The organism is Planococcus sp. TJ-307 (assembly GCF_058268435.1).
Map to the genome: position 1 here is coordinate 22,760 of NZ_JBZDOJ010000005.1, position 19,874 is coordinate 42,633.

Here is a 19,874-nt window from a genome sequence, read left to right on the forward strand (position 1 = left end):
GAAAATCATGGTGAAAGTATTGATAGCCGATGACCATCATGTGGTTCGGCGCGGTTTGTTGTTTTTTTTAAAAACACAAAAAGACATTGAAGTGGTGGGCGAAGCAGTTAATGGCAAGGAGGCTGTGGAAATGGCCGCAGTGCTTCAGCCGGATATTGTATTGATGGATTTGATGATGCCGGTAATGGACGGCATTCAGGCCACTCGCATGATCAAGAAACAATTTCCAGATATGATTGTGCTGATGCTGACCAGTTTTTCAGATCAGGACCATGTGGTGCCGGCGATTGAAGCAGGAGCGGCTGGCTACCAATTGAAAGATATCGAACCGGATGAATTGGTCGCTTCACTGCGCAGTTTGATGCGGGGAGAAAATACGCTTCATCCGAAAGCCTCGTCCGAGCTCATGAAAGCTCCGGCTGAACCTGCGCCGCATACGATCAACCAACTGACGCCGCGAGAGCAGGAAGTACTTGCTGAATTGACGAAAGGCAAAAGCAATAGGGAAATCGCGTCTGCCTTGTTTGTTACTGAAAAAACAGTGAAGACCCACATCTCCAATATTTTTATTAAGCTGGTTGTCCAAGACCGGACACAGGCAGCGCTTTATGCCGTCAAACACGGACTGACAGAGCCTGAAAGAAGATAAAAAGAGTGCAACGGAATTTTCCGTCGCACTCTTTTTTACCTTTTTTTAACAGGCCGTTTCCGGTAGTCTTTGGTCAATTGCTTCCACTTGTTTCGTTCGGCTTTTTGTGCAGCCGCATCACTTTTTCGTTCCATATGGGCCAATTCGCGCTTCAGTTTCAAATAGCTCTGGTAACGTCCAGCGTCCAGTTCGCCGCTTTGGAGGGCTTCCTGCACGCGGCATCCCGGTTCATCGTGATGGGCGCAATCTCGGAACCGGCAATCGAGCGCCAATTCTTCCACGTCACTGAATCCTGCTTCGACTCCTTGTGAATAATCCCCCAACTGAAATTCGCGCATGCCGGGAGTATCGATCATCAATCCGCCTGCTGGTAGTAAAATCATTTCCCGGTGCGTCGTCGTATGCCGCCCTTTGCTGTCATCTTCCCGAATGTCCTGCACCGTCATCCGTTCGCTGCCGGACAGGGCATTGATCAACGATGATTTGCCAACTCCGGAAGAACCGAGCAATGCACCGGTTTTGGATCCAGCCAACTGGTTTTGCAGCTCTTCGATTCCTTCGCCGGTAACTGCTGACACGGCATATACAGGAACACCGAATGCTATATTCTCTACTTCCCGCAGGTACGGTTCAATATCTTGGCATTGGTCTTTCTTGGTCAACACGATCACAGGGTTCGATCCCGAATCCCAGGCGGCCAGTAGATAACGTTCCAGACGCCGGACATTGAAGTCATGATTTAGCGACATTGCCAAAAAGACATAATCCACATTAACGGCGATCAATTGAATATCCGATGTTTCACCCGCCGTTTTTCTAGAAAACTGGGAAGTGCGAGGCAGCACTTGATGGATGATGCCTTTTTCTTCTCCGGGCATTTGTTCGGCCATAATCCAGTCACCGACACAAGGAAAATCGGTGTGGTTATGCTGGTGCCGGTATTTGCCGGACAATGAGCAAAGCCACTCGCCATTGTTTGTAACAACACGGTATAAATTTTTATGTTCTAAAGTGACGCGTCCCGGGATTCCCGGTGCGTTTATTTTTTCCTGCCAGCTGGTGTTCCAGCCGTACTGTTCTATCTTAGTCAATGTTGTTTCCTCCTAATTATGCAAAATAAAAAACCACGGATGCGCGCAATTCGCAGTCCGTGGTCTCCAGGCATAATGGAAGAAGCGTATCGTCAGCGATACACAGGGGGAGACACTATAGACTGGAATTGCGTATTCAAAAATAAAATAGCCATAATGCCTCACCTCTTTCTTCAAGTTACCTTAACGATAAATGAAACTTTCTTTCTGGTCAAGGGAAATTTTTGGAGTATTGAAAAAGAGGCTTCTTGCATTAACCGAATGATAGCGCTAACATAAAGTGACTATTCCGATTATTTCCGGCACTTAAACTTATTAGGAACAGAAGAGGTGGAGAACCGATGATGCAAAAAGATATGCTGATTCCTGTCAGATCTGGAGAAGAGCTGGACAAGGCTGAGCTTGAACAATTTCTGCGCGATAAATTAAAAGGTTTGCCTCAAGGAGAGCTTCGTATACAACAGTTTGGCACGGGCCATTCCAACTTGACTTATGCCCTGCAGATCGGAAGTTGGGAAGCCGTGCTGAGAAGGCCGCCGATTGGTCCTGTCGCACCTAAAGCGCATGACATGGAACGGGAATTCAGGATCCTGTCTGCGCTGCATCCGGTTTTTAAGACTGCGCCAAAGCCATTGGTCTATTCGGACGATGCATCAATTATTGGCAGCCCTTTTTTTATTATGGAAAGAAGGCACGGTATTGTGTTGGACAGTGAGTTTCCAGAGGGAATTCAATCGACCGAAGAATTGGGACAGCAAATTTCAGAGAAAATGGTTGATGCCTTGGTCGAACTTCATTCGTTGGATTATCGGCAAACCGCTTTAGCCGATATGGCAAAGCCTGAAGGTTTCATGAAGCGGCAAGTCGAGGGATGGATTGGCCGTTATGAACGTGCACAAACGGATAACATTGAAGGGATAGACCGGCTAAAAAGATGGATGCTGGAGAAGATACCGGTCTCGCAAGCACCTGCCATTATTCACTATGACTTTAAGCTGAACAATGCCATGTTTTCAGAGGACTTTTCAGAAATGACGGGATTGTTTGACTGGGAAATGACAACGGTCGGAGATCCCCTTGCAGATTTAGGTGCTGCGATGAGTTACTGGATTCAGGCGGAAGACCCGGAATTGTTGAAAAATGGACTCGGCAAACCACCCGTAACCGTTTTGAAAGGATTCTATAGCCGCGAAGAGTTTATTGCGAGCTACGGTAAAAAGAGTGGGCGTGACGTTTCGGATATGAACTTTTATTTAACGTTTGCGTATTTTAAGTTAGCGGTCATTATCCAGCAAATTTACTATCGCTATCAAAAAGGTCAAACACAGGACACCCGGTTTGCCCATTTTGATCAATACGTTAAAAGTCTGATCGCCCATGCTCTAGCAACGGCTTCCCAGAAGTAGCCATCGTAGAGTATTTGGTAAATATGAACGAGATGAATCCGGCGGATGGAGGGTATAGAAGGAGGAAAAGGAGGAATGGAAATGACATCAAATCATGATGGCTTGTTTACAGAGCAATTTACACAAAATCCTTATCCGGCTTACAGCAAACTGCGTGAAGAAGATCCAATACACTCCGTTCGTTTCCCAGATGGCCAAAGCGGCTGGATGGTAACGCGTTATGAAGATGCAGAAAAAGTATTAAAAGATCCGCGATTTACGAAAGATCTGTCGAAGATTTATGGTGGAAGCATGGATCAGATGAGCGTTTTCACTCAAAACATGTTGTTCTCAGATCCGCCAGACCATAAACGGCTGCGCGGTCTTGCTCAGAAAGCTTTTACGCCTAAAATGATTTCCGGCATGCGCGGCAGAATCCAGGAAATCACAGATGAGTTATTGGAGGCAATGGAAGGCAAGGAACAAGTTGACTTGATTGATGCATTTGCTTTCCCGCTGCCCATTATTGTCATTTGTGAAATCTTGGGTGTACCATCTGCTGACCGCGACAAATTCAGGCTATGGTCAAACTCGATGATCGAAGGAACCAGTGGAGAGCAGGGAGTGACTGTCCAGCAGCACATGAATGAGTTTGTTCAATACCTGGGGCAATGGTTTGCAACCGTTCGCGAGCAGCCGGGGGAAGACTTGATCAGCAACTTGATTCAAGCAGAGGAAGAAGGAGACCGCTTGAGCGAGCGGGAACTTTATGGTGTGGTTTTGCTGTTGATCATCGCTGGCCATGAAACTACCGTGAACTTAATCGGCAATACTGTGTTGTCCTTATTGGAAAATCCGGAGCAGCGGGAACTGTTGGTGAACAATCCAGAACTTGTCAGTCAGGCAATTGAAGAGTCTTTGCGTTTTAATGGCCCTGTGGAATTCAGTACATCCCGGTGGGCAGCTGAAGACTTTGAGTTTCAAGGGAAAAAGTTGGAAAAAGGGGACTTGGTCGTAGTGTCGCTGAATTCTGCAAACCATGATCCGGATCAGTTTTCGGACCCAAAATTGTTTGATATTCAGCGCGAGAAAAGTCCGCATCTGGCTTTTGGCAAAGGCATCCACATGTGCCTCGGCGCGCCTCTTGCGCGTCTGGAAGGTGAGATCTCAATTACCGGCTTGCTGAACCGTTTCCCACACATGGAGCTGGCGGTAAAGAGCAATGACTTGGAATGGCGGCCAGGCATGATTGTCCGTGGTGTCAAAGAACTGCCGATAAAACTGGAGTGAACAAACAAAAAGGCTGGACAGTCTCCAGTCTTTTTGTTTGTTCTAAAGCGAGCAAAGCAAAAAATATGGTAAAGTTTATACATAAGAAAGGGGAATGAAGATGAAGTCACTCACATTTTGGCTGAAAGAAAAGTTGTGGCTTACTCCCGCATTGTACATTGTGATGGCAGTTTTGCTGTCGGTCACTTTTTTTTACATTGATCTTTTATATATCGAAAGGCTGAAACCTTATATTCCTGAAATTTTGTTAACGAATGTCGATTTAGCAAAAACCATCATGGGTAGTTTATCGGGTGCGCTGCTGACGATGACAACTTTCACATTCTCAACCATTTTGGTTGTATTGACCATGTATTCATCTCAATTTTCGCCCAGAACATTGAAAAATTTCATTCATGATAAGGTCACTTGGCGGGTGCTGGGGATTTTTCTAAGCGGTTTTATCTACAATACGCTATCGCTATTGTTTATGCGAGATGATTTGTACACAACGGATGTGAGTTCGACATTTGTTGGAATTGTCCTCGCATTTTTCTGCCTTTCGACCTTTGCTTACTTTATTCACTATATCGCAACCAATGTTCAGGTTGGCCAATTGGTCAATCAGCTGATTGCCGATACAGAACAAGCCATTTCCAAAATCAAGGATTTGCAGGAACAACAGGACGGACAAGAAACTGAATGGAATCCGGTGGGCATCAAAGAAACACATCGGGCTGACAAAGAAGGGTATGTTCAATATCTTTCTTTCGATAAGTTGGTGGATTACGCAGAGGAACACGATCTTAAAGTAGAAATCCTCGTTGAGACGGGAGACTATGTATACGAAGGAAAGCCGATTTTCCATATTTTTAAAATCGGGGATGCCGAAGTGTCGATTGCTAAATTTTATTCACTCGGCTCTTCAAGAACTTCTGAACAGGATGTTGATTTTGCTGTTCAAAAGTTGGTGGAAGTAGCGCTTCGTGCCATATCTCCAGGAACCAATGACCCGAATACGGCGAACGAAATCATCGTTCGCCTGGGCCGTTTGCTGGGCCAGTTGGGCCAATTAAAAACCGGACCGTTTCTGCTGGGAGCAGAACGGATCTTGTACCGATTTCCGGCATATAAAACGATTCTTTATAAAACGTTCTACCAAATCTCCCATTACGGCAAAGAAGATATTTCAGTATTGATTGCGACTCTTGAATCACTTAGAGTGGCAGCTGAAACCGCACCCCATCAGCATCACGAAGAATTATGGAAGATCCATTCGTACATTTTGGAAGGTGTGGAGCTTGGCGGCTTTAAATCATTTGACCAGGAAGCGCTTCAGGAGAAAGTTGATCAGCTGGCAGAAGCCACAGGCAACCATTCCTACAATTTCCTATTAACGGAGAAAAGCTAATGAGTCTTTTTTCGGAAGGTTCAGGGACAGAGCCTGTGGGGGAGGACAACGATGCAGAACAATCAGCTGTTTGAAGGGATTGCTTTTTTAAGAGATTTGTCTATCAGAGAATTTCTAATGTTTTTTGTTTATTTAGCGCTAATTTTAGTTGTGAAATCCCTGGTCTTGTATGTTTTGAGAAAGCTGGTTTCTTCCACTGATTTCAAGGAGCGTATTTATCCAGTCATAGAAGATGTACTGAATTGGTTGGTACTTTATGGCGGCATTCTTTTCTTTCTGTTCTATTTTTCCAGAGAGCAATGGCTGACACTCGCTTTTTATGAGACGGAAGGAGTAGAAATTTCCGTTTTGCTGATTGTCGTGGCCGTGATGATCGTCACGTTTGCAAGTCGCATCGTCAAAGCATTCAACCACTATGTGATGCCGTTTGTCTATGAACAATTTAATGTGGACATTGGAATGGGTTATACCATTAACCGGCTATTATACTATGTCGTGATGTTTTTAGCGCTCGCTATTAGTTTTACGACAGTTGGGCTGGATTTAACGGCGCTTGGCTTTGTATTCAGCGTTTTGGGAATCGGCATCGGATTTGGTGTCCGCAATATTGCAGCTAACTTTGTATCCGGAATCATCATTTTGTTCGAGCGGCCGATGGAAGTCGGGGAAATGGTGGAGATTGATAAGAAAATCGGGCGGATTACCAAAATCAAACTCAGATCCACTGTTATTGAAACCTTGAAAGAAGGCACGCTGGTAGTGCCCAATCAATATTTCATTGAACAAATTGTCAAAAATCGTTCCAGTGCCCAATTGTATGCACGTGTGGTGGTAAGTGTGGAATACGGCAGTGACACGGAAAGAATAGAGCAGCTTCTCACAGAATCTGCTTTAAAGGCGATGAAACTGATGAAAGGAATTCCTGAAAAACAACCGGATGTGCGGTTTATCGATTTTCGGAATTCGGCGCTGGATTTCCAAGTGGAAGTTCAAGTATTTGATGTCGAAATGAAAGACAGGCTTGAAAGCCGGATTCGGCATGCCATCGCCCATGACTTTATACAGAATGAGATAAAGTTGGCTCAAACATTGCATGAAAAACCGTAAAAGATCCACGGCCGAAGTAGGCCATGGATCTTTTATAGTTTTTTCAGTATCAAACCTCTTCATCATCTTGAGCATACGCATAATCTGGTTCAATATGCACCAGAATGACGCAATGAGGTTTTACTTTCTGGATCTTTCTTTCGATTTCTTCAGTAATCCAATGGCTTTCCACAACATTTAAATAAGGGCCGACACTGACCGTTAAATCGATGAACATGACATTTCCGTGATTGCGTCCTTTAAAGTCACGCAGCGCGATGACGCCAGGTACCCTCCGCACTAAAACAGACAAGGTTTCAACTTCATCTTCATCAAAGCCATCCGTTAAGGTGATGACAGATTCTTTGAAGATGTCCAATGCAGTTTTGATGATGATCAGTCCAACAACAAACGCGGTAATGACGTCGAGAATCGGTGCACCAAAGATAGCGCCAATAATCCCGATTCCGGCACCAATACTGACTAAAGCATCTGAGCGGTTGTCATAAGCTGCAGCCCGGACGGCTGAACTTTTGATTTCCTTGCTGAGTTTCAAATTATAGCGATACACGGCATACATGATGATTGCTGAGAAAAAAGCGACCCATGCGGTGATCAGCGAAGGCGTTTCAGCAGCCGGTTCGAAAAGCGACCGGACAGCGTTGGTCAAAACTTGCAGACCAATGACCGCCATGATAAAAGAAGCCAGCAGGGAAGCGATGGTCTCTGCACGCAAATGTCCATAATGATGATTTTCATCAGGCGGCTTCTGGGAAATTCTGAGTCCGACCAAAACTGCAATGGAAGCAATAATGTCGGTCAAGTTATTAAAACCATCTGCCTTTAGAGCTTCAGAAGAACCCCAAAATCCAAATAAGAGCTTGATGGCGCTTAGAAATACATAAGCACCAATGCTGATCCAGGCCCCTTTTTCCCCTTTGCGTAAATTTGTATACAGGTCCATAAAGTTTCCCGCCTCCAAGTCGCTGAAACAAAGTGAAACGACCCTCAAAGGAGGGCCGTTTCACGATCTTTATTTTGTATGTTAGAAAGGTTCTAAATTTTATTAAGCAGTTTTTCATGTTCTGGCCTGCGTATGCAACAGGATATAGACGCAAAATATATGATTGCCGCGAAAGCGTCTTTAAATAGTATCGATGTCTTTTGAGGCAATGTCAATACCGAAATACCTCCGCGCAGAGCCGTTCATAAATTTTACATAAATTTAATGTTGAAACATATAAGCAAACAGTTATGCTTATAGATAGAATCTTTATTTTAAAGGAGAGGGCTATGGCTAAGAAAAAGAACAACTATGCAGAAATTTTAAAAGCTTCGACAAAATTGGGATTAACTTCTTTTGGGGGACCGGCAGCACATATCGGCTATTTCAGAGATGAATATGTCACTAGAAGAAAATGGTTGGATGATAAAGCTTATGCGGACTTAGTAGCACTGTGCCAGTTTCTTCCTGGACCGGCCAGTTCACAGGTCGGAATTTCTATTGGCATGCTGCGCGGCGGGATATTCGGTGGGTTTTTATCCTGGTTCGGATTCACGATGCCTTCAGTTATTCTGTTAATGTTGTTTGCACTTATCGTCACCAACGGTTCGTTTGACAGCGGATGGATTCAAGGGCTAAAAATCGTTGCCGTCGCTGTTGTAGCCCACGCTTTGCTTGGGATGGGCAAGAGTTTGGCACCGGATAGGCAGCGAATTGCAATTGCTGTGGGAGCGGCAATCACTATATTGCTGATACCCACTACATGGGCTCAAATCGGAGTCATTGTTCTGGCTGGGATTCTTGGTTATGCCATTTACCGCAAAGACAAAGCACCTGATCCAGTCAAACTGGTATTGAGCTTTGGGAAAAAGACGGGCTTGGCAGCTTGGGCTATTTTTGCCGCATTATTGATTGGCTTGCCACTGATTCGGCCATTCATTGAAAACACTTCATTTGCTATTTTTGATATTTTCTATCGTGTTGGTTCGATTGTTTTTGGCGGTGGGCACGTGGTGCTGCCGATGCTTGAGCGCGAAGTTGTACCGGAATGGATGACGCCGGACACATTCATCGCTGGATATGGAGCAGCACAAGCTGTCCCAGGGCCACTATTCACCTTGGCGAGTTACTTGGGGCAATTGATGAACGGCGGTTGGGGAGTGGTGATTGCTGTGGTTGCGATGTTCTTGCCATCATTCTTATTGATCATCGGAACTTTGCCTTTTTGGAGCATCATCCGAACTAAATCCGGAGTGCAGGCAGCGCTGAAAGGTGTTAACGCAAGCGTAGTCGGAATTTTGCTGGCTGCGCTGTATGATCCTGTGTTCACTTCAGGAATCCGTGGGCCAGTTGATTTTGCGATTGCGATAACTGCCTTCACAATGTTAGTCTATTTTAAACTGGCTCCGTGGATTGTTGTTCTGGTGACGGCAGTTCTTGGTGCAATCGCATATGCGATGTAATGGCTGAAGGAGGATGGAAATGGCAACGAGCAACGAAAGAGATCAGCAGGATCCGTTAGCAAATTTCAAACAGGAGTTTTTTGTAGAAAAAGGTACGGTATACATGGACGGCAATTCACTTGGACTGATGTCCAGAAGGTCAGAAGCAGCACTAAATACCTTGATGGACAGCTGGAAGACGTTTGGAATCGATGGATGGACTGAAGGAGAACATCCTTGGTTTACTTTAGCGGAAGCAATGAGTGCGCGCGTTGCACCATTGGTTGGCGCAAAAGCGCATGAAGTGATGGTTACAGGATCGATTACATCAAACATCCATCAGATGTTATCAACCGTATATCAACCGACAGCTGAGCGTTACGCAATCGTTGTGGATGACTTGAACTTTCCTTCGGACATCTATGCGGTAGAGAGCCATCTGCGTCTGCGTGGACGGGATCCAGTTGAGGCCATGCGCAAAGTCGGGAGCCGAGAAGGTTATACACTGGCGCTTGATGATATTATCGAGCAGCTAAAAGACGACGTAGCTGTTTTATTGCTGCCATCTGTGTTGTACCGAAGCGGGCAATTATTGCCGATTCGAGAAATTACAGACGCAGCCCATCAAAAAGGAATTTTGGTTGGTTTTGACCTGGCCCATTCGATTGGTGCCATGCCGCATGAATTGCATGATGCAGGAGTAGACTTTGCCGTGTGGTGCCATTATAAATACATGAACTCCGGACCCGGCGGAACGGGTGGACTTTATTTGCATGAGCGGCACCATCATCTGCTTCCGGGCAACGCCGGATGGTTCGGTTCTGATAAGACGCGCCAATTTGACATGGACCATGAGTTTTCGAAAGCGCAGGGGGCAGGTGCCTACCAGATTGGCACGCCGCATATTTTCAGCATGGCGCCTTTACTGGGAAGCCTTGAATTGTTCGAAGAAGCGGGAATTCATGCGGTTCGCCAAAAGTCGCTTGAACTGACAAGTCTTTTAAGACAGTTGGTTGGACAGCAAATTCCTGAATTGATTGACGTAACACCTATGGAAGATGCGGAAAGAGGCGGCCATATTGCCTTTTCCCATCCGGAAGCTGCGCGGATTTGCAAAGCATTGAAAGAAGCAAAAATTGTTCCGGATTTCCGTGCACCGAATATCATTCGGTTGGCGCCTATCGCTTTTTACACGTCGTTCAGCGACGTGGAACAGGTAGCAGAAAAGCTCCAGAGCATCATGGAAAATGAAACGTATAAACAGTTCAGCAATGAACGAAATGTGGTGGCTTAATGGAACCTAAAAAAATTATCGATATTTCTATGGAATTGAGCAATGGAACGCCGGAATGGCCCGGCGATATGCCATTTAGCTACGAATTGTCTGTTACCAAAGAACAAAGCGGATCAGTCAATGTTGGCAAATTGCAGTCAAGCACCCATATTGGCACCCATGTCGATGCCCCTTTTCATTACGATGACCAGGGAATCAAAATAGATGAGCTGCCTTTGGATATTTATTTGTCAAAAGCGCAAGTCGTGGACGTTAGCGGATTGAGCACAATCCGTGCAACAGATTTGGCATCGCTCGAAGAAGGCGTAACGACTTTGTTGTTAAAAACCGTCTCTTGGCAAGACAGAAGCCGCTTTCCTGAAAAGTGGCCGGTGTTTGACGAGTCTATCGCGGAATGGATGGCGGGCAATGGAGTCAAGCTTCTTGGAGTCGACGTGCCATCAGTAGACCCTGAAACCAGCAAAGAATTGCCGATGCACCAGGCAATGAACCGGAATCAGCGGTTTATTCTGGAAGGCATCGTATTGGACGATGTGGCAGAAGGTATTTACCGTTTGGCGGCATTGCCATTAAAAATTAAAGGCGCAGAAGGCAGCCCCGTACGAGCAATTCTTTATATCTAAGAAAAGCGAAAGCGCCCGTGTAGATCCGACGGGCATAAGACAGCCCAGCAGTGTGGCGTTTTTTGCCACGCAGCTGGGCAGGCTTATGACGCTAGGATCTGGGCGCTGGAGTCTGGACAATAAGAAAAGCGAAAGCGCCCGTGTAGCTCTGCCGGGCATAAGACAGACCGGCGAAGCGGCATGTTTTCAGCCGCACAGCCGGGTTGGCTTATGACCCAAAGAGCTGGGCGCTGGAGTCTGGACAATGAAGAAAAGCGGAAGCAGCCGTTTAGCCCCGACAAGCGCTGGAAGCCTTACCGGTAATGGCGGTCTTTGCCATTTGCTGGTAAGGGTGAAGCGACTCGAGGGGCTGGCTGCTGGAGTCTGGACAATAAGAAAAGCGAAAGCGCCCGTGTAGATCCGACGGGCATCTCGAGCCAACATATTGTATTTTAAAGACAAATAAAACCTTCACCGAATTTACCGGTGAAGGTTTTATACGTAATCTGCACGGAAATAGGATTCCATGTTTTTAATGTTCATCGCAATTTCATCACAGATTTCCTGGTACAGTGCCCATTGTTCAACACTGTCAGTGGTACGGAGCTCAGGATTGCGAATGTCCCAACGCAATAACTTCTGGCTGGGCAAATCAGATGGAATGTCGTCCTGTTCCAGTTCGCCGTCGTGAAGTGCAATGATTAAATCAGCCTCGCTTACTTCGTTTGGATCATAAGTTCTGGCTTTAACTGCTGGAAGATCCAATATAACTTCTTTCATGACTTCCAAAGGCATGTCATTGGCAGAGGAGGTTGGATCCTGCGTCCAGGCAGCACTGCGAATTTCCCAATCAGGAAGCATGAGTCGATTAGCCCAAATTTCAGCCATTAAACCACGGTGCTGATGAGAAGATAAAAAGTAAACTGTTTGTCTTGGCATGGGTGATCCCTTCTTCCTGTTGGTTCCCTTATTTTTTCTTCTAGTAATCTTTACCCATCAACTGGGAAAGTAAACTGTTGAATTTGTGATGAATTTGTGATTTTTTTATTTGAATTTTGAAAATCCGATCTGCCGGTAAAATAACCTTCGCCAGCAAATCGGATTTTTTATTTGACGACCAATATGGAACTTGAAGAATCTCTAATCAGCTTTTTGCTGACTGAGCCAACGAAGAACTTTTGCAATCCTGATTTTCCGCTGTTGCCAATTACTAAAAGGTCAATATTTTGTTCCTCGATAAAAGCAGAAATCGTTTTGGTGGCATTGCCTTCTAAAGCAAGGACGGATGCTTTGGTGTTTTGTGCATCCAACTGCTGCTGAATAGAGGTATGCATATGCTTCGAATATTCAACTGTGGAATTGTCATACTCTTTTGGAGGACTGAATCCCTCATCGCCAATTCCAGGTGGCATAAACTGCGCGTAATTGCTGTCAACATTGGCTGAAATAACAGGAGCTGAAGCATTTCCAGCATCCATATAACCAACACTCTCTTTATAGTCTTCATTCACATAAATTACGGAAAGCTTGGCATCTGGCAATGCATTGACAAGTTCAACTGCTTTTTCGAGTGCAATCCGGCTTCCGTCAGATCCGTCGTATGCAACTGCAATGTTTTTATACATTTCCTTCACCCCTGTCTCATTAACTCTTATTTTTAAATTACCCTCAAGCCCTAGAATGAAACATTCGTAAACAATTCATCAAAGAAAGTATTTTCGAAAAATGTTGACAATTCAAAAAAGACTTTGGTACTCTTGAATTAACAAATAAAAGGAAATGGAGGTTATGATAATGAAAAAGACTAAAACTGTTGAGAAAAATCAATTTAATATCATTATCAGACCCTCCTGTATTTTTTTCTGAGCTTATTTCGGAAATAGAAATATTCGGGATGGATCTGTAAAATTGTCCTGTTTTCATGAGCGTGCGCCCATAAACGAGGCGTGCGCTTTTTTGTGGTTTGATCAGTTTAGAAGCTGTTTAAATAAAAATACAACGAGGAGCTGTTGAAGATGAAAATACTTCACAAAGGAAAAATTATGATCAAGGAATCTCTCGAAGGCGATTAGCGGATTTGCATAAAAGAAAGAAGGCGTAAACAATGTTTGATGTATTATGGAAACTAAAATGGTTTTTTAAAGAAAATTGGCTGCGGTATACGACAGCGATTGTGCTGCTATTTATAGCCAATATTTTAGAAATTATTCCGCCCTGGCTGATTGGCGTCGCCATCGACTCTATTGCCCAAGGAGAATTGACGGCACAATTGATGTGGCAGTATATTGCTGTCTTGGCAGCAGCCATGGTGCTAGCCTATTTAATCAATTTTGTTTGGCAGTACCAATTGTTTGGCGGTGCGTACGTAATTGAGCGGCAGCTTCGTTCCAGTTTGATGGGACAGTTTTTAAAGATGACGCCGACATTTTACGAGAAAAATCGAACAGGCGACTTGATGGCTCGTGCCACCAATGATTTAAAGGCCATTTCTGAAACAGCTGGATTCGGTATTTTGACATTGGTGGATTCTACTTTATATATGGCAACCATCATCATTGCAATGGGTATGCTGGTTTCTTGGGAGTTGACCTTTTTCGCCATGATCCCATTGCCAATTTTAGCGATTGTGGTCCAAATGCTAGGCAAGAAAATTCATGCCCGCTATATGGAAGCGCAAGAAGCGTTCGGCGATATGAATGACAGTGTGCTGGAGTCGGTCGGAGGCGTTCGCGTCATCCGGGCCTATGTCCAGGAGCGCGCTTCAGAACAGCAATTTGCTGACATGACAGACGATGTTTATGAAAAGAATATGGCTGTAGAGCGGATTGATGCTTTATTTGCGCCGGTGACCAAAGTGCTGACATCGATTAGTTATATGGTGGGCCTCGGCTATGGAGCTTTTTTAGTAGCAGAGGGAACGATGTCACTCGGAGATTTAGTAGCGTTTAACGTTTACTTGGGGATGATTGTTTGGCCAATGTTTGCAATAGGCGAACTCATCAATATCCTGCAGCGGGGAAATGCCTCTTTGGATCGTGTCAATGAAACTTTGGACTATCCGGAAGATGTCACAGATCCGAAAGAACCTGTCAAAACCGGTCGTCCGGAACAGATCGGCTTTAAGGATTTCAGCTTTACTTATCCACAGTCCAGTTCCATCAATCTTCAAGGCATCAATCTTTCGATGAACAGTGGACAAACATTGGGGGTTGTCGGCAAGACGGGCAGTGGGAAAACGACTTTCGTCAAGCAGTTGATGAGGGAGTATCCAACCGGACAAGGGTCCATTTTAATGAATGGAATCGAATTAAAGAAATTGACAAAAGATCAATTGCGCAGCTGGATCGGCTATGTTCCGCAGGATCATGTGCTGTTTTCACGAACGATTCGAGAAAATATTTTGTTCGGCAAATCGGATGCCAGTGAAGAAGAATTGATCGAAGCCCTTCGCTTGTCTTATTTTGAAAAAGATTTGGCGCTCTTGCCAAATGGGCTGGATACATTGGTTGGCGAGAAAGGTGTTGCGTTATCGGGTGGTCAAAAGCAACGGATTTCGATCGCTCGTGCATTGATTAAAAACCCGGAAATCTTGATACTGGATGATTCCTTATCAGCAGTCGATGCGAAAACAGAAGCACGCATCATTGAAAACATCCAGGCTGAACGTTCCGGCAAAACAACCATCATCACTACGCACCGGCTCTCTGCAGTGAAGCATGCCGATTGGATTGTCGTACTTGATGATGGAAAAATTATAGAAGAAGGAACTCATGGTGATTTGCTGAAAACAAAAGGCTGGTATAACGAACAATTCCTCCGACAGCAAATCGAGGAGGTGTAGACATGGGGACAGGAAAACGATTACTGCAATACGCATTAAACTTTAAAAGCGTCCTGACATGGGGGTTAATCATGTTGGCGATTGCAGTGGCAGCCGATTTAGCCGCACCGCTGATCGCTATGGAGATCATTGATAATCACATAGCCGTGTCAGGAGAGACGGTGGACTTTGAGCCGATCGCGTATCTCTTGGCTTTGTTTTTCGCACTGGCAATCGTGACGGCGTTTTTCCGTTATTGGCAATCCATTTTGTTGCAAAAAGGAGCCAATCGGATTATCCGGAAAATGCGCAATGATGTTTACGAGCATACACAAACCTTGCCGATTCGTTATTTCGATAATTTGCCGGCAGGAAAAGTAGTGGCCCGCATTACCAATGATACAGAAGCCATCCGCGATTTATTCGTGACGGTATTGTCTCAATTTGCGACAAGCTTTATGTACATGGGCGGGATTTACGTTGCGTTGTTTTACCTTGATTGGAAAATGGCGGCCATGACCTTGGTGCTGATTCCCTTGCTGTATATTTGGATGCTGATTTACCGCAAGTATGCAGCCCGCTACAATCATGTGGTGCGGGAGAAAGTCAGTGAAATGAATGCCATGATCAACGAGTCGGTCCAAGGGATGACCATTATTCAGGCATTCCGCCGGGAACGCAAGATGAAAGATGAATTTGAGGAAATGAACGATGAGCATTACAAGTACCAAAAGAAATTATTGGTGCTTGAAGGAGCAGCTTCCTACAATTTGGTGGGAGTATTGCGGTCAATGACCTTCATCCTGTTTGTTTGGTATTTTGGAGGAGCTTCCATGTCCGGCAATACCATCGTCACAGTTGGTGTGTTGTATGCATTTATCGACTACATCATTCGGCTGTTTAATCCGATCAGCGGCATCGTTAATCAGTTTGGCCGTCTCGAACAAGCTTTGGTCGCGGCAGAACGGGTATTCCGTTTGCTGGATCAGAGCGGGGAAGCAGTCGTCGATAAGAAACTTGCGCGTTACCAAGGAAATGTTCGGTTTGAGAAAGTTTGGTTTGCTTATAAGGAACAGGAGTATGTGCTGAAAGATCTTTCTTTTGAAGCAAAGCAGGGGGAAACAGTGGCATTAGTTGGCCATACTGGTTCTGGCAAAAGTTCTATCATGAACTTGTTGTTCCGCTTTTATGATGTTTCGAAAGGGACAATTACGATTGACGGCGTTAACATTAATGACATGCCAAGGCAATCAATCAGGCAGCACATGGGCATTGTTCTGCAAGACCCTTACTTGTTCAGCGGAACAATCGAATCAAATGTAACGCTTGGCGATGAACGAATCACCAGAGAAATGGTGATTGATGCATTGGCGGCGGTTGGCGGTGAGCGGGTATTGGCCCACTTGCCGAAAGGAATCGACGAGCCGGTGGTCGAAAAAGGCAGCACGCTTTCTTCTGGACAGCGGCAATTGGTGTCCTTTGCCCGTGCCCTGGCATTCGATCCAGCTATTTTAATATTGGACGAAGCCACATCCAATATTGATACAGAGACAGAAGAAATCATTCAGCACGCGATGGACGTATTGAAAAAGGGCAGAACAACCTTTATCATTGCGCATCGTTTATCAACAATCAAAAATGCCGATCGCATATTAGTACTGGAAAAAGGCGAAATTGCAGAATCAGGTTCTCATGAAGAACTAATGAAACTCGGCGGCACCTATTTCCAAATGTATAAAATTCAATCAGGAATGTCCCAAACCCAATCTGTTGGGTAAAAGGGACATTCCCTTTTTTGTCTGTAAAGAAGCTATCGCTGTTAAATTCGGCTGGTGTTCCCTATAATTGAAACAGCGAACGAAAAAAGCGCAGGAACTTTCCCGCGCTTTAATCGTATACATGGTAGAGCATGAGCTCATGAATCATGGTTTTGATGGTCTCTTCGTCTTGAGGGGGCGTTGAATTCCAACTGATGCTGCCATCCGGATGATACTCTCCGGTTATCCGTTCGTTTTTATAAAAGAAGGAAATGTTCCATCCTGGCAGTTGATGATTTTCAAACATCGGTGTGAATTTAAAATGCTGAAGCATGCAGATCCTCCTTTGCCTTACTCCTCCATTATAGGGGAATACTACGAATACACAAAGCAGAAAAAGAAAAGAGTGACAACAGTGAATATTATATGGACGTTAGCTTTTATGGCAGTGGTCGGCGCATTGATCGGTGGCGTTACCAATCACCTCGCAATCAAAATGCTTTTTTGGCCGTATGAGGCAAAATACATTGGCAAATGGCGGATTCCGCTGACGCCGGGTTTGATTCCTAAGCGGCGTGATGAACTATCTCGTCAACTCGGACGAACGGTCGTAGAACATTTATTAACACCGGAAACGTTCAAAAAACGTTTTTTTAATAAAGAAATGCATATGAAAACAGAAAAATGGATCAACCGGCAGCTGGATAAGCACTTGTTCGACTCACCGAAATCTTTTAATGACTGGCTCCTGGCAGCTGGGCAAACAGGTGTAGATGTGAAAATCGAAACCAAGCTGGATGAACTGGTTGACCTGCAAAAAGATTCTCTTCAATCTTATATTTCTGGAAAAACCATTCGTGAACTAATGCCAGACAACTGGAAAGTTGAAGCGGAGACAAAGCTGTTTGAAGGTGTGCAGTATGCGATTGACCAAGGTACAACTTATTTTGAATCACCGCATGGCAGACAAACCATCAAGTCGTTGCTGGATGAGTTTCTTGAGTCACGCGGACGCTTTGGCCATATGCTGCATTCCCTGCTTGGCGAGTCCAAGCCTCTAGTCGACCGCATTCAACCGGAAATCATTAAATTCCTTAATTCACCGAGAACCTTTGAACTGGTTGGAACGTTGGCGTACAGTGAATGGGAGAAAGTACAAGACCGGAGAGTCGATGAACTATTAAATGAATTTGATTTTGAGCCGGCATTGGACGCAGTAAAGCAGTATGTCCGTGAAAAAGCAGCGGTATCCACGCGTTTAAACGCAACACTTGCAGAGACTTGGCCTGGAGGGTTAGAATGGACAAGTGTCAATATTACTCCACTTGTGACAGACTTTGTCTTCGAGCAAGGAGAGCATAAACTGGAAGAAACCATATTGAAGATTGATATGGAAGGTATGGTGAAAGAGCAAGTCGATTCTCTGCCGCTCAGCCGCCTGGAAGAATTGGTGCTTGGGATATCACGGAGAGAATTTAAGATGATTACCGTATTGGGCGCTTTTCTGGGAGGATTCATCGGGATCTTCCAAGGAATTTTCGTTATGATACTAAACTAAAAACAGAGGAGAATGATGAAAATGGCAGTAAACATTTACGACGACATCAACAAATTGGAAAGCACGTTCCGTTCGACAGACGAGTTCAAGAAATTGGAGGAGGCTGTTGCACAAGTCACTTCAGACAACGAAGCAAACGAATTGTTCAAGAGCTTCCGCGATTTACAGATTTCTCTTCAGCAAAAGCAAACACAAGGTGAAGAAATTACAGAAGAAGAAATGATGAACGCGCAAAGCACAGCACAAGCAGCTCAGCAAAACGAAAAAATCTTGGCAATGCTTGAAGCCGAAATGGGATTGAGCCAAATGATCGAAGAAGTAAACCGCGTCTTGATCAAACCGGTACAATCTTTATACGAAAGCATGTAATTTTTTCTGAAATAAAGGAATTACACAGAGACACCCCGAATACGTAAAGGTGAATGACAATTCATTTTTACGAAGGGGTGTCTTTTTTTATGTACGAGACGATTAGATTGACGAAACAAGGACGAATTGGCCATTTGGTATTGAATCGGCCGAAATCGATGAACGCCATGAACGGAACGATGATGAAAGAATTGGCGGATTGCTTTGAATCACTGCTTCAGGACAGCACTGTGCAAGTGTTGATTATTCGCGGAGAAGGGCGTGCGTTCTCAGCTGGCGGCGACATTAAAGAAATGATGGATCCGGAAAACCCAATGGACATTGAGTTGGTCATGAAAGATGTCAGCCGCTTGGCCAAAGCGCTTTACACGCTGCCACAAATTACGATTGCTGCCATTCACGGGGCATCGGCAGGACTTGGATTTAGTATGGCTTTAGCTTGCGACCATGTCATTGCAGAAGAAAACAGCAAATTGGCGATGAACTTCATTGGCATCGGGCTGGTGCCGGATGGCGGGGGCCATTTCTTCATGAAAGAGCGTGTCGGCGTGCCGAAAGCCCGACAGATTATTTGGACTGGACAAACTTTAAAAGCACATGATGCACTCGCAAAAGGCCTAATCGAAGAAGTAACTGCCGAAGGGCGTGGCTTGGAACAAGCGGAAGCCTACGCAGCAGAAACCATCGCCTCTCCGGTCAGTGCCAAGCTTGCATCCAAGCACATACTTCATCAGCTGAAGGTCCATGAGTTGGAGGAAGTGTTGGAGATGGAAGCGGCAGCGCAAGCAGCGATGCGAAAATCGGCCGACCACTTGGAAGGCATACAGGCCTTTGTCGAAAAGCGCAAACCTGAATTTAAAGGCAATTAAAAAAACATGGCGGGAATTTTCCGCCATGTTTTTTGTGCGCTTATGAATGGAAAAGAAGAAGTTTGCCGGTTGGTGACGCTAATCGATGCGTTTGTTTGAGCAATTCTTTTTCTTCCAAAATCCCTTGTCCTTTGCCGCGTGCCTCTTCATCTGTTTCAGCTGTAAATGTTTCGTCCAGAATTTGTTTTCCTGTTTTTTCGAATGCAGTCAATTTGTAGGTTTTCAAGCAAATTCAATCCCTTCTGAATGGATATTCAGTTTAAGTATAA

General features: G+C 44.9%; 20 protein-coding genes. 14 read left to right on the forward strand and 6 right to left on the reverse strand.

Annotation, left to right across the window (positions count from 1 at the left end; all coding sequences use genetic code 11):
- The first annotated feature begins 7 nt into the window (after positions 1 to 7).
- On the forward strand, positions 8 to 649 hold the full coding sequence (locus AC4EHK_RS16120) for a response regulator (protein WP_490979789.1): 642 nt from the start codon (positions 8 to 10) through the stop codon (positions 647 to 649).
- A gap of 35 nt (positions 650 to 684) precedes the next feature.
- On the opposite strand, the gene rsgA is transcribed toward AC4EHK_RS16120, so the two are convergent.
- The gene (gene rsgA / locus AC4EHK_RS16125; RefSeq protein ID WP_490979790.1) at positions 685 to 1,740 is read right to left on the reverse strand and encodes a ribosome small subunit-dependent GTPase A; all 1,056 of its coding nucleotides are present in this window, start codon (positions 1,738 to 1,740) and stop codon (positions 685 to 687) included.
- A gap of 341 nt (positions 1,741 to 2,081) precedes the next feature.
- Between rsgA and AC4EHK_RS16130 the strand changes: the two genes are divergently transcribed.
- From AC4EHK_RS16130 to AC4EHK_RS16145, 4 genes are all read left to right on the forward strand, one after another.
- Entirely contained in the window at positions 2,082 to 3,146 is a 1,065-nt protein-coding gene (locus tag AC4EHK_RS16130; protein ID WP_490979791.1) for a phosphotransferase family protein, read from the forward strand.
- An 81-nt stretch (positions 3,147 to 3,227) separates the two neighbouring features.
- Positions 3,228 to 4,415, forward strand: a complete 1,188-nt coding sequence (locus AC4EHK_RS16135) for a cytochrome P450 family protein (protein WP_490979792.1) — start codon at positions 3,228 to 3,230, stop codon at positions 4,413 to 4,415.
- Between the two features lie 100 nt (positions 4,416 to 4,515).
- Complete coding sequence (locus tag AC4EHK_RS16140; RefSeq protein WP_490979793.1) at positions 4,516 to 5,805, forward strand: DUF2254 domain-containing protein; 1,290 nt, start codon at positions 4,516 to 4,518, stop codon at positions 5,803 to 5,805.
- Positions 5,806 to 5,856: 51 nt separating this feature from the next.
- Complete coding sequence (locus AC4EHK_RS16145; protein WP_490979794.1) at positions 5,857 to 6,912, forward strand: mechanosensitive ion channel family protein; 1,056 nt, start codon at positions 5,857 to 5,859, stop codon at positions 6,910 to 6,912.
- 49 nt (positions 6,913 to 6,961) lie between these two features.
- Here the strand turns inward: AC4EHK_RS16145 and AC4EHK_RS16150 are convergent, their stop codons facing one another.
- Positions 6,962 to 7,855, reverse strand: coding sequence for a cation diffusion facilitator family transporter (locus AC4EHK_RS16150; protein WP_490979795.1), 894 nt, complete (start codon positions 7,853 to 7,855; stop codon positions 6,962 to 6,964).
- A 329-nt stretch (positions 7,856 to 8,184) separates the two neighbouring features.
- On the opposite strand from AC4EHK_RS16150, the gene chrA reads away from it, so the two are divergent.
- The 4 genes from chrA to AC4EHK_RS16170 all read left to right on the forward strand — a co-directional run bounded on the left by chrA (position 8,185) and on the right by AC4EHK_RS16170 (position 11,650).
- Positions 8,185 to 9,357: a chromate efflux transporter gene (gene chrA / locus AC4EHK_RS16155; RefSeq protein ID WP_490979796.1), complete on the forward strand. Its 1,173-nt coding sequence runs from the start codon at positions 8,185 to 8,187 to the stop codon at positions 9,355 to 9,357.
- A 19-nt stretch (positions 9,358 to 9,376) separates the two neighbouring features.
- Complete coding sequence (kynU, locus tag AC4EHK_RS16160) at positions 9,377 to 10,630, forward strand: kynureninase (RefSeq protein ID WP_490979797.1); 1,254 nt, start codon at positions 9,377 to 9,379, stop codon at positions 10,628 to 10,630.
- The gene (gene kynB / locus AC4EHK_RS16165; RefSeq protein WP_490979798.1) at positions 10,630 to 11,253 is read left to right on the forward strand and encodes an arylformamidase; all 624 of its coding nucleotides are present in this window, start codon (positions 10,630 to 10,632) and stop codon (positions 11,251 to 11,253) included. The genes kynU and kynB overlap by 1 nt, the downstream gene beginning before the upstream one ends.
- 244 nt (positions 11,254 to 11,497) lie before the next feature.
- On the forward strand, positions 11,498 to 11,650 hold the full coding sequence (locus AC4EHK_RS16170) for a hypothetical protein (protein WP_490979799.1): 153 nt from the start codon (positions 11,498 to 11,500) through the stop codon (positions 11,648 to 11,650).
- A 77-nt stretch (positions 11,651 to 11,727) separates the two neighbouring features.
- Here the strand turns inward: AC4EHK_RS16170 and AC4EHK_RS16175 are convergent, their stop codons facing one another.
- Positions 11,728 to 12,171 carry an arsenate-mycothiol transferase ArsC gene (locus tag AC4EHK_RS16175; protein WP_490979800.1) on the reverse strand — a complete coding sequence of 148 codons (444 nt, stop codon included), beginning with the start codon at positions 12,169 to 12,171 and terminating at the stop codon, positions 11,728 to 11,730.
- 167 nt (positions 12,172 to 12,338) lie between these two features.
- Entirely contained in the window at positions 12,339 to 12,857 is a 519-nt protein-coding gene (locus AC4EHK_RS16180) for a universal stress protein (protein ID WP_490979801.1), read from the reverse strand.
- Between the two features lie 479 nt (positions 12,858 to 13,336).
- Here AC4EHK_RS16180 and AC4EHK_RS16185 point away from each other — a divergent pair, with 479 nt between their 5' ends.
- Both AC4EHK_RS16185 and AC4EHK_RS16190 read left to right on the forward strand, forming a co-directional pair.
- Positions 13,337 to 15,073 carry an ABC transporter ATP-binding protein gene (locus tag AC4EHK_RS16185; protein ID WP_490979802.1) on the forward strand — a complete coding sequence of 579 codons (1,737 nt, stop codon included), beginning with the start codon at positions 13,337 to 13,339 and terminating at the stop codon, positions 15,071 to 15,073.
- A 2-nt stretch (positions 15,074 to 15,075) separates the two neighbouring features.
- The gene (locus AC4EHK_RS16190) at positions 15,076 to 16,830 is read left to right on the forward strand and encodes an ABC transporter ATP-binding protein (protein ID WP_490979803.1); all 1,755 of its coding nucleotides are present in this window, start codon (positions 15,076 to 15,078) and stop codon (positions 16,828 to 16,830) included.
- A gap of 109 nt (positions 16,831 to 16,939) precedes the next feature.
- On the opposite strand, the gene AC4EHK_RS16195 is transcribed toward AC4EHK_RS16190, so the two are convergent.
- Entirely contained in the window at positions 16,940 to 17,143 is a 204-nt protein-coding gene (locus AC4EHK_RS16195) for a YheE family protein (RefSeq protein ID WP_490979804.1), read from the reverse strand.
- 81 nt (positions 17,144 to 17,224) lie between these two features.
- Between AC4EHK_RS16195 and AC4EHK_RS16200 the strand changes: the two genes are divergently transcribed.
- The 3 genes from AC4EHK_RS16200 to AC4EHK_RS16210 all read left to right on the forward strand — a co-directional run bounded on the left by AC4EHK_RS16200 (position 17,225) and on the right by AC4EHK_RS16210 (position 19,605).
- On the forward strand, positions 17,225 to 18,367 hold the full coding sequence (locus AC4EHK_RS16200; RefSeq protein WP_490979805.1) for a DUF445 domain-containing protein: 1,143 nt from the start codon (positions 17,225 to 17,227) through the stop codon (positions 18,365 to 18,367).
- A gap of 21 nt (positions 18,368 to 18,388) precedes the next feature.
- Positions 18,389 to 18,736 carry a YlbF family regulator gene (locus AC4EHK_RS16205; protein WP_142828736.1) on the forward strand — a complete coding sequence of 116 codons (348 nt, stop codon included), beginning with the start codon at positions 18,389 to 18,391 and terminating at the stop codon, positions 18,734 to 18,736.
- An 89-nt stretch (positions 18,737 to 18,825) separates the two neighbouring features.
- Positions 18,826 to 19,605: an enoyl-CoA hydratase gene (locus AC4EHK_RS16210; protein WP_490979806.1), complete on the forward strand. Its 780-nt coding sequence runs from the start codon at positions 18,826 to 18,828 to the stop codon at positions 19,603 to 19,605.
- A gap of 40 nt (positions 19,606 to 19,645) precedes the next feature.
- On the opposite strand, the gene AC4EHK_RS16215 is transcribed toward AC4EHK_RS16210, so the two are convergent.
- A complete protein-coding gene (locus AC4EHK_RS16215; RefSeq protein ID WP_490979807.1) occupies positions 19,646 to 19,831 on the reverse strand; it encodes a YhzD family protein in 186 nt (61 codons plus the stop codon).
- Positions 19,832 to 19,874 lie beyond the last annotated feature (43 nt).

Bases quoted from the DNA above. Each gene is read 5' to 3' on its own strand.
- AC4EHK_RS16120 (WP_490979789.1), top strand. From the start codon at position 8: ATGGTGAAAGTATTGATAGCCGATGACCATCATGTGGTTCGGCGCGGT.
- AC4EHK_RS16130 (WP_490979791.1), top strand. From the start codon at position 2,082: ATGATGCAAAAAGATATGCTGATTCCTGTCAGATCTGGAGAAGAGCTG.
- AC4EHK_RS16135 (WP_490979792.1), top strand. From the start codon at position 3,228: ATGACATCAAATCATGATGGCTTGTTTACAGAGCAATTTACACAAAAT.
- AC4EHK_RS16140 (WP_490979793.1), top strand. From the start codon at position 4,516: ATGAAGTCACTCACATTTTGGCTGAAAGAAAAGTTGTGGCTTACTCCC.
- AC4EHK_RS16145 (WP_490979794.1), top strand. From the start codon at position 5,857: ATGCAGAACAATCAGCTGTTTGAAGGGATTGCTTTTTTAAGAGATTTG.
- AC4EHK_RS16150 (WP_490979795.1), bottom strand. From the start codon at position 7,855: ATGGACCTGTATACAAATTTACGCAAAGGGGAAAAAGGGGCCTGGATC.
- chrA (WP_490979796.1), top strand. From the start codon at position 8,185: ATGGCTAAGAAAAAGAACAACTATGCAGAAATTTTAAAAGCTTCGACA.
- kynU (WP_490979797.1), top strand. From the start codon at position 9,377: ATGGCAACGAGCAACGAAAGAGATCAGCAGGATCCGTTAGCAAATTTC.
- kynB (WP_490979798.1), top strand. From the start codon at position 10,630: ATGGAACCTAAAAAAATTATCGATATTTCTATGGAATTGAGCAATGGA.
- AC4EHK_RS16170 (WP_490979799.1), top strand. From the start codon at position 11,498: ATGAAGAAAAGCGGAAGCAGCCGTTTAGCCCCGACAAGCGCTGGAAGC.
- AC4EHK_RS16175 (WP_490979800.1), bottom strand. From the start codon at position 12,171: ATGCCAAGACAAACAGTTTACTTTTTATCTTCTCATCAGCACCGTGGT.
- AC4EHK_RS16180 (WP_490979801.1), bottom strand. From the start codon at position 12,857: ATGTATAAAAACATTGCAGTTGCATACGACGGATCTGACGGAAGCCGG.
- AC4EHK_RS16185 (WP_490979802.1), top strand. From the start codon at position 13,337: ATGTTTGATGTATTATGGAAACTAAAATGGTTTTTTAAAGAAAATTGG.
- AC4EHK_RS16190 (WP_490979803.1), top strand. From the start codon at position 15,076: ATGGGGACAGGAAAACGATTACTGCAATACGCATTAAACTTTAAAAGC.
- AC4EHK_RS16195 (WP_490979804.1), bottom strand. From the start codon at position 17,143: ATGCTTCAGCATTTTAAATTCACACCGATGTTTGAAAATCATCAACTG.
- AC4EHK_RS16205 (WP_142828736.1), top strand. From the start codon at position 18,389: ATGGCAGTAAACATTTACGACGACATCAACAAATTGGAAAGCACGTTC.
- AC4EHK_RS16210 (WP_490979806.1), top strand. From the start codon at position 18,826: ATGTACGAGACGATTAGATTGACGAAACAAGGACGAATTGGCCATTTG.